At 67.3% G+C, this 7,066-nt stretch carries 6 protein-coding genes; 2 read left to right on the forward strand and 4 right to left on the reverse strand.

Features of this window, described 5'->3' with window-relative positions; genetic code table 11:
- Positions 1-115: 115 nt before the first annotated feature.
- Positions 116-1,006 carry a LysR family transcriptional regulator gene (locus tag ACYPYD_RS04140; RefSeq protein WP_036530733.1) on the reverse strand — a complete coding sequence of 297 codons (891 nt, stop codon included), beginning with the start codon at positions 1,004-1,006 and terminating at the stop codon, positions 116-118.
- 161 nt (positions 1,007-1,167) lie between these two features.
- Here ACYPYD_RS04140 and kdgD point away from each other — a divergent pair, with 161 nt between their 5' ends.
- Positions 1,168-2,094, forward strand: coding sequence for a 5-dehydro-4-deoxyglucarate dehydratase (kdgD, locus tag ACYPYD_RS04145; RefSeq protein ID WP_008830133.1), 927 nt, complete (start codon positions 1,168-1,170; stop codon positions 2,092-2,094).
- Between the two features lie 404 nt (positions 2,095-2,498).
- Here kdgD and ACYPYD_RS04150 read toward each other — a convergent pair whose 3' ends face one another.
- From ACYPYD_RS04150 to ACYPYD_RS04160, 3 genes are read right to left on the reverse strand one after another with little or no spacing between them, the layout of a single operon-like run.
- Positions 2,499-3,479 carry an alpha/beta hydrolase gene (locus ACYPYD_RS04150; protein WP_069708810.1) on the reverse strand — a complete coding sequence of 327 codons (981 nt, stop codon included), beginning with the start codon at positions 3,477-3,479 and terminating at the stop codon, positions 2,499-2,501.
- Between the two features lie 2 nt (positions 3,480-3,481).
- Positions 3,482-4,762: an MFS transporter gene (locus ACYPYD_RS04155; protein ID WP_008831741.1), complete on the reverse strand. Its 1,281-nt coding sequence runs from the start codon at positions 4,760-4,762 to the stop codon at positions 3,482-3,484.
- Positions 4,763-4,814: 52 nt separating this feature from the next.
- Positions 4,815-5,612, reverse strand: a complete 798-nt coding sequence (locus tag ACYPYD_RS04160; RefSeq protein ID WP_211149501.1) for a 2-keto-4-pentenoate hydratase — start codon at positions 5,610-5,612, stop codon at positions 4,815-4,817.
- Between the two features lie 293 nt (positions 5,613-5,905).
- On the opposite strand from ACYPYD_RS04160, the gene ACYPYD_RS04165 reads away from it, so the two are divergent.
- Positions 5,906-6,922: a LacI family DNA-binding transcriptional regulator gene (locus ACYPYD_RS04165; RefSeq protein ID WP_459662188.1), complete on the forward strand. Its 1,017-nt coding sequence runs from the start codon at positions 5,906-5,908 to the stop codon at positions 6,920-6,922.
- Positions 6,923-7,066 lie beyond the last annotated feature (144 nt).

Genomic DNA, 7,066 nt, shown 5'->3' on the forward strand with positions numbered 1-7,066 from the left:
TTGATCCGGGACCGCTGGCCATGAACGGCCCACCTTGCTGCGCGCGCAGCACGCTCTCGCCTAAAGACAGCCACCGGTCCCGGATCAAGTCCGGGACGACGTCATTACTATCGCGTCATTCCGCCATCGCCTTCAGGCACAGTTCCCGGAACGCCGGCAGCGCCGGGTTCTCGCTCTCCCGCCGCCACGCCAGATGCAGTTCGACCGGCGCGGCGGGCTCGCTCTCGAAGGGCCGGAACACCACCCCGCGCGGGTGCAGCCCCGCCGCCGCCTCTGGCACGATCCCCGGCGCGAGCCCCGCGCCGACCAGCCCCAGCAGTGAGTGGATCTGCGTCACGTACTGCACGTAGCTGGGCGCTGCCCCGGCCCGCTCGAACAGGCTGGACAGCAACAGGTTGAAGTACCCGGCCCCGCGCTGGGCATACATGACGAGATCCTGTCCGTCGAAATCGCCCGGCGTGAAACGCTCCTGCCCCGCGCGCGGATCATCCTCGTGCAGCGCCACCAGCAGGCTTTCCAGCAGCAGCGGCGCCGAATCGAACTGCACCTTGTCCACCGGCGGGCGCACCAGCGCGAGGTCGATCATGCCCGTATGCAGCGCCTCGAACTGATCGCCCGAGACCAGTTCGTGCAATTGCAGTTCCAGCCCCGGCAGTTCCACCGCCGCGCGCTTGACGATGCGCGGCAGCAGGACATAGCCCGAGACCGCCGTAAAGCCGATCGAGATGCGCCCGGTCTCCCCCTTCCACACCCGCCGCGCCGCCAGCGCCGCGCTTTCGGACAGGCGCACGATGCGCCGCGCTTCGTGGAGGAAGGTCTCGCCCGCCAGCGTCAGCGTCACCCGGCGGCTGGTGCGGTTGAACAGCTCGACGCCGAGGATGCGTTCGAGCACCTGGATCTGGCGGCTGAGCGGCGACTGGGTCATGTGCAGCCGTTCGGCGGCGCGGCCGAAGTGCAGTTCCTCGGCGAGGACGACGAAGCAGCGCAAGTGCGTGAGTTCGAACATTCCCAATGCCTACCGCGCATGAGGCCGAAGGAAAAGCGCGCGATGCATCGATGGGCGCTGATCGATGCCGCTGCGACATAAATCGATCCAGTCCCAGCGATGGGCGCGGCCGCCCCGCGCAGGTAGCAAAGGCTCTACAGGATCAATTGGAGCATTAAGCGATGTCGCCTCAGGATTTGGCCGCCCGTATCGGCGGGGGTCTCCTCTCGTTTCCGGTCACGCATTTCGACGCCGACCTGAAGTTCGACGAGGCGGCCTATCGCGACCATCTCGGCTGGCTGTCGGACTACGACGTGGCCGGCCTGTTCGCGGCGGGCGGCACCGGCGAGTTCTTCTCGCTTACCCCGGCTGAAGTCCCGGGAATCGTCAAGGCGGCGGTCGAGGAAGCGGCGGGCAAGGTGCCCGTGCTCTCGGGCTGCGGCTACGGCACCGCGATCGCGGTGGAAATGGCGCAGAACGTAGAGAAGGCCGGCGCCAACGGGTTGCTGTTGCTGCCGCCCTACCTCGTCAACTCGACTCAGGAGGGCCTTGCCGCCCACATCGAGGCGGTGTGCAAGGCGACTTCGCTGGGTGTCATCGTCTACAACCGCGACAACGCGATCGTCACCGAGGACACGCTGGCCGGTCTTGCCGAGCGCAACCCCAATCTCATCGGCTACAAGGACGGCGTCGGCGACGTCGAACTGATGATGCGCATCTACGCGAAGCTGGGTGACCGCCTGACCTACATCGGCGGCCTGCCTACCGCCGAGACCTTCGCGCCTGCCTATCTGGAGATGGGCGTGACGACGTATTCCTCGGCGATCTTCAACTTCATGCCGGAGTGGGCGCTGGCTTTCTACAAGTCGGTCCGCGCGCGCGACAAGGCGGCGATCCTGGCGGGCCTGACCGACTTCGTGCTGCCCTACATTGCCATCCGCAATCGCGGCACCGGCTATGCGGTGTCGATCGTCAAGGCGGGCATGAACGTGATCGGCCGCCCGGCGGGTCCGGTCCGCTCGCCGCTGACCGACCTCTCCGCAGAAGAGCAAGCGATGCTCGCCGCGCTCGTCGAGAAGGCCCAGGCTTCGCTGCGCGAGACGGCCTGACGGTACTCACCCAAGGTGCGGGTGGCTCCAAACGCCCGCGCCGTGACGCAGGGATGAACTTGCTCCCACCCCTCCGGGAGCCGGTTCATCCCTGTTTTTTGTGTCCGTCGTCCCGGACTTGATCCGGGACCGCTGGCCGTGACCAGCCCACCTTGCTTCGCAAGCAGCGCGCCCCGAGGGGGTGATCAACTTTGACGGTATCATTGTCATTCCCGCGAAGGCGGGAACCCATCTCCTGACGTGGCAGGTTGAACCGTCATCAGATGGGTCCCCGCCTTCGCGGGGATGACTAATAAATGTTCAGCCAAATACGATTATGCTCAAGGCGTTCGCTTACGGACATAGCGCCCGATGCAAGGTGGGCTGGTCACGGTCAGCGGTCCCGGGTCGAGCCCGGGACGACGTCAGCCGAGCCCCACGCGGCTCGCCCAGTCGAGCCAGAGGCCCGGCCATGCGGCCACCGGCTTGCCGGCGATGTTCCACAAGTTGAACCCGTGCCCGCCCTCGGCGAAGAGGTGCAGGTCCACGCTCACCCCCGCCTTTCTCAGCGCCGCGCGCAGCCGCAGCGAGTTCTCGACCGGTACGGTGGCATCGTCCTCGGCATGGACGATGAAGTGCGGCGGGCTTTCGGGCGTCACGTTGCGATCCACCGAATGCGCCGCCTCGAGCGCGGGCGTCGGGTTCGGGCCGAGCAGCTTCTCGCGCGATCCGGCATGGGCGATGGCGCGGTCCATGCTCACCACCGGGTAGAGCGGCGCGGCGCAGAACGGCCGGGCGGAGAGCCTGTCCGCCGCGTCCACCGGCGCGTAGGCGGGAAATGCGAAGCGGCTGGCGAGATCGGCGCACAAGTGGCCGCCCGCTGACGATCCCATCACCGCCACCCGCTCCGGCGCGATGCCGTAGGCGGCCGCCTTCGCGCGAATCAGCCGCATGGCGCGCTGGGCATCGGCGAGGGGGGTGTTGGAGCGGTCCTGCCAGCCCTCGCCGGGCAGGCGGTACGTCAGCACGAAGGCCGTGTAGCCGTGCTCGGTCAGCCACTGCGCGACCTGGATGCCGCCTTTGTCGAATGATTCCTCGCGGTAGCCGCCGCCGGGGATTACCAGCAGCGCCGCGCCGTTGGGATACTTCGGGCGGAAAGCAGTGATGCGCGGCCGGGCGATCCCCGCGATCACGCGGTCGGGCTGGGCGGAGTTGGCGGAGCGCTCGGTCGCGATCTCCACCGGCAGCGGGGAAGGGGCTCCCGGCGGCGTGCCGGGCCAGAGGTCGATGACCTCGCCGGTTTCATGAAACGGACGCGGCGGGGGCGTTGCCGCCCCCGCCGGTATCGTACGGATCACCGAAGCCGCGAGGGCTCCGGCGAACAGAGCCCTGCGGTCGATCTCCATCGTCAGACCCGCGCCTGCGCCAGACGCGGGCTGAGGACGTGGACCGCCAGCAGCGCGATCAGGTAGGCGCTCGCGCAGATCGCGAAGAGCACCTCGTAGCTGTGCGTGGCGTCGAGGATGTAGCCCGCGAACAGCGCCATGCCCATGCCGCCGAACGCGCCCACGGTGCCGCCGATGCCGACCACCGAGCCCACCGCGCCGCGCGGGAACACGTCGGACGGCAGGGTGTAGAGGTTGGCCGAGAACGCCTGGTGCGCCGCCGTGGCAAGGCCGATTACCAGCACCGCGACCCACACGTTGTCGACGCCCTGCACGAACCAGATCGGCAGCACGCACAGCGCCGAGAGCAGCATCGTCGCCTTGCGCGCGAAGTTCGGGGTGCGCCCCGCCTTGATGAGCTTCGAGGACATCCAGCCGCCCGCGATGCTGCCCACGTCCGAGATCAGGTAGATCGCGGCGAGCGGCAGGCCGAAGGTCTTGAGGTCGAGGTCGTAGCGTTCGAACAGGTAGCCGGGCAGCCAGAATAGGAAGAACCACCAGATCGGGTCGATCAGGAACTTGCCCAGAGCATAGGCCCAGGTCTCCTTGACCACCAGCAGGCGGCTCCAGCCGATCTTCTCCACCGGGTCGGCGGGGTCCTGCTTGATGTAGGCGAGTTCGGCCGCAGTGACGCGCGGATGCTCGTCCGGGTGGCGGTAGACGGCCCACCACACGGCGAGCCAGATGATGCCGAACAGGCCGGTGACGAAGAACGCCATGCGCCAGTCGAACCACAGCACCAGCAGCGGCACCAGCAGCGGGGTGACGATCGCGCCGACATTGGCGCCCGCGTTGAACACGCCGATCGCGAAGGCGCGCTCCTTCTGGGGGAACCAGTCGGTCACGGCGCGGATGCCGGCGGGGAAGTTGCCCGATTCGCCGACGCCGAGGCCGAAGCGCGCCATCGCGAACGAGGTCAGGCCGGTGGCGAAACCGTGTGCCATGTGGCTCACTGTCCAGATAACGATGGCGACGGTGTAGCCGAGGCGCGCGCCGAGCGTGTCGACGATCTTGCCGAACGACAGGTAGCCGACCGCGTAGGCCAGCTGGAACCAGAACACGATCCCCGCGAAGTCGGACTCGGACCAGTGGAACTCCGCCGACAGCGTCGGCTTGAGCACCCCGATCATCTGACGGTCGACGTAGTTGATGGCGGTTGCCGCGAACAGCAGCGCCACCACGACCCAGCGATAGCGCCCGACTTTTGCCGTCTGGCCTACCGTACCGCCGGTTCCTGCATCCATTTCCCTACTCCCTTGCGACCGTCTTGTTCGTGTGCCGCTCTAATTGGTTCTGTCAGGCGGGTTTTGCCGCGACGATGCCGCAGGCTACCGTACCGTGGCCCGCGAAAGTCGCCAGTACCTGCTGGCCGGGCACGACCTCGTGAACCCCGGTGACAGCGCCGGTCGAGACCCAGGTGCCGCCGCTGCAGTCGATCCCGCGCGCGACAAGGTTGCCGAGCAGGAAGCGCACCGCGCCCAGTGGCCCGTCGAGCATTGTCGCCGTGGTGGCCTCGCCCGCCGTCTCGCCGTCGATGTCGAGGCGGACGGTGATCGCGTTGAAGTCGATCGTTTCCCAGCCTTCGAGCACCGGCCCGATGACCATGCCGTAATTGTTGCCGTAGTCGGAGACGGTCACCGGCGGCCCGTCCGCGTTGATGCGCGGGTAAGGCGAACTGGCGACCTCGATGCCGATGTGCACCGCGTCGAGGACCGCGCGGGTGGCCGTGTCGTCCTGCGGCACCGTGCCGTCCCAGCCTGCCGCGACGTGAAGCAGGAACTCCGCCTCGCCCGCCGCGAAACCGTCGGCGAAGACGGGCATCTCGGGCGATTCGCCCGCTGCCACCGTCACCACGCTGTCGGTGAAGATCGGCCCGGCCAGCCGGTTCGCGCCCAGTTGCCCGTCAAGCGGCGGGTTGATCTTGCCGACCTTCCAGCCCGCAACCTCACGCCCGTCGAAGGCGAGGGCGAAATCCTGGATCGCATAGCCGCCGCCGAGGTCGGTGGGGGCTTGTCCGGGATAGGAATCCAATGCGCGCTTCTCGCGCCGCGCCGTCACGAATGCTTCGGCGACTGCCTTTGCCGTGTCTGTCAAAACAATCCCCACACCCAAGAATACCGTGCTTCGGCCAGTTCGGCACTGGATTACCGGCGACACCGGTGTCATCCAAACGCCCATCCTGACCCGTCTGTACAGAGTGTCCGCTCTGTCGGATTGGTCACCCGCCGGTACGCCCTGCGAGCGTTCCGGCATCTTTCCATCCTATGCAAATGCACAGGCGATGGAATGGTAACCGGTGTCATCTTGCCTTTCGTCCCGCTTGAAGGCAAGCCGGAAAAATTCGGCCCATCGACCAACGCGCCGACGCAAGACCATAAGGACGCCGCATGGCAGAAGGCCAGAAACCCACGATCAACGACGTTGCGCGCATTTCCGGCGTGTCCAAGAAGACGGTGAGCCGTGTCATCAACAAGTCGCCGCTGCTGGGCGAGGCGACGCGAAAGAAGGTGGAGGCGGTGATCGCCGAACTGGGTTTCGTCCCGAACCTTCAGGCCCGAGCGCTGGCGATGGGGCGCAATTTCCTGATCGGCCTGATTCACGACAACCCGAACGCGCAGATGGTGCTGGGGGTGCAGGAGGGCATTCTCGACACCATTCGCGACACCGAGTTCGCGCTCGTCGTCCATCCGGTGAACCGCCATTCGCCGACGCTGGCGGAGGACATCCGCCGCTTCATCGAGCAGCAGCGCCTCTACGGCGTCATGCTGCTGCCGCCGCTGTCGGAGCGCGACGACCTCGCCGAACTGTGCCGCGATCTCGGCTGCACGCTCGTGCGCATGGGCTCGGCGAGGCTCGACGACGACGAACATCTCGTCGCCTCGAACGACCGGCAGGCGGTGAGCGAGGCAGTCGCGTGGCTCGTGGAACTGGGCCACACGCGAATCGGCTTCGTTGCAGGGCCGGAGGGCTTCCGCTCCGCCAATGAGCGTGAACAAGGTTTCCTCGACGGCCTCGCGGCGGCGGGCCTGACGCTCGACCCGGCGATCGCGGCGCGCGGCACCTATCGCTTCGAATCGGGCAAGGCGGCGGGCGAGAAGCTGCTGTCGGCCGCCGAACCGCCCACCGCCGTGTTCTCCAGCAACGACGAGATGGCGGCGGGCATCCTCCACGCCGCGCGCGAGCGGGGGCTGAACGTGCCCGAGGACCTTTCGATCATCGGCTTCGACGATACCGCCACCGCCGCGCACATCTGGCCGCCGCTGACGACGGTGCGCTGGCCGATCCGCACGATGGCGAGCACGGCGGCGGCGAAGCTGATCCGCCCGGCCTCGGCAGCGTCGGAGCCTTCGTTCTTCCTATCGGACCTGATCCGGCGGGCTTCGGCGGTGCGCTATCGGTCATAGGCCGATCGTCATCCCAGCGAAGGCTGGGACCGCTGGCCTTGAATGCCCACCTTCGCAGCGCATACCTGCTGGGGCTTCGACAAGCTCAGGGTGAGCGGAGGTAGAGTAAACCTCCCGATCCCGCTCAGGCTGAGCTTGTCGAAG

The sequence above is a fragment of the Novosphingobium sp. 11B genome, assembly GCF_054589055.1.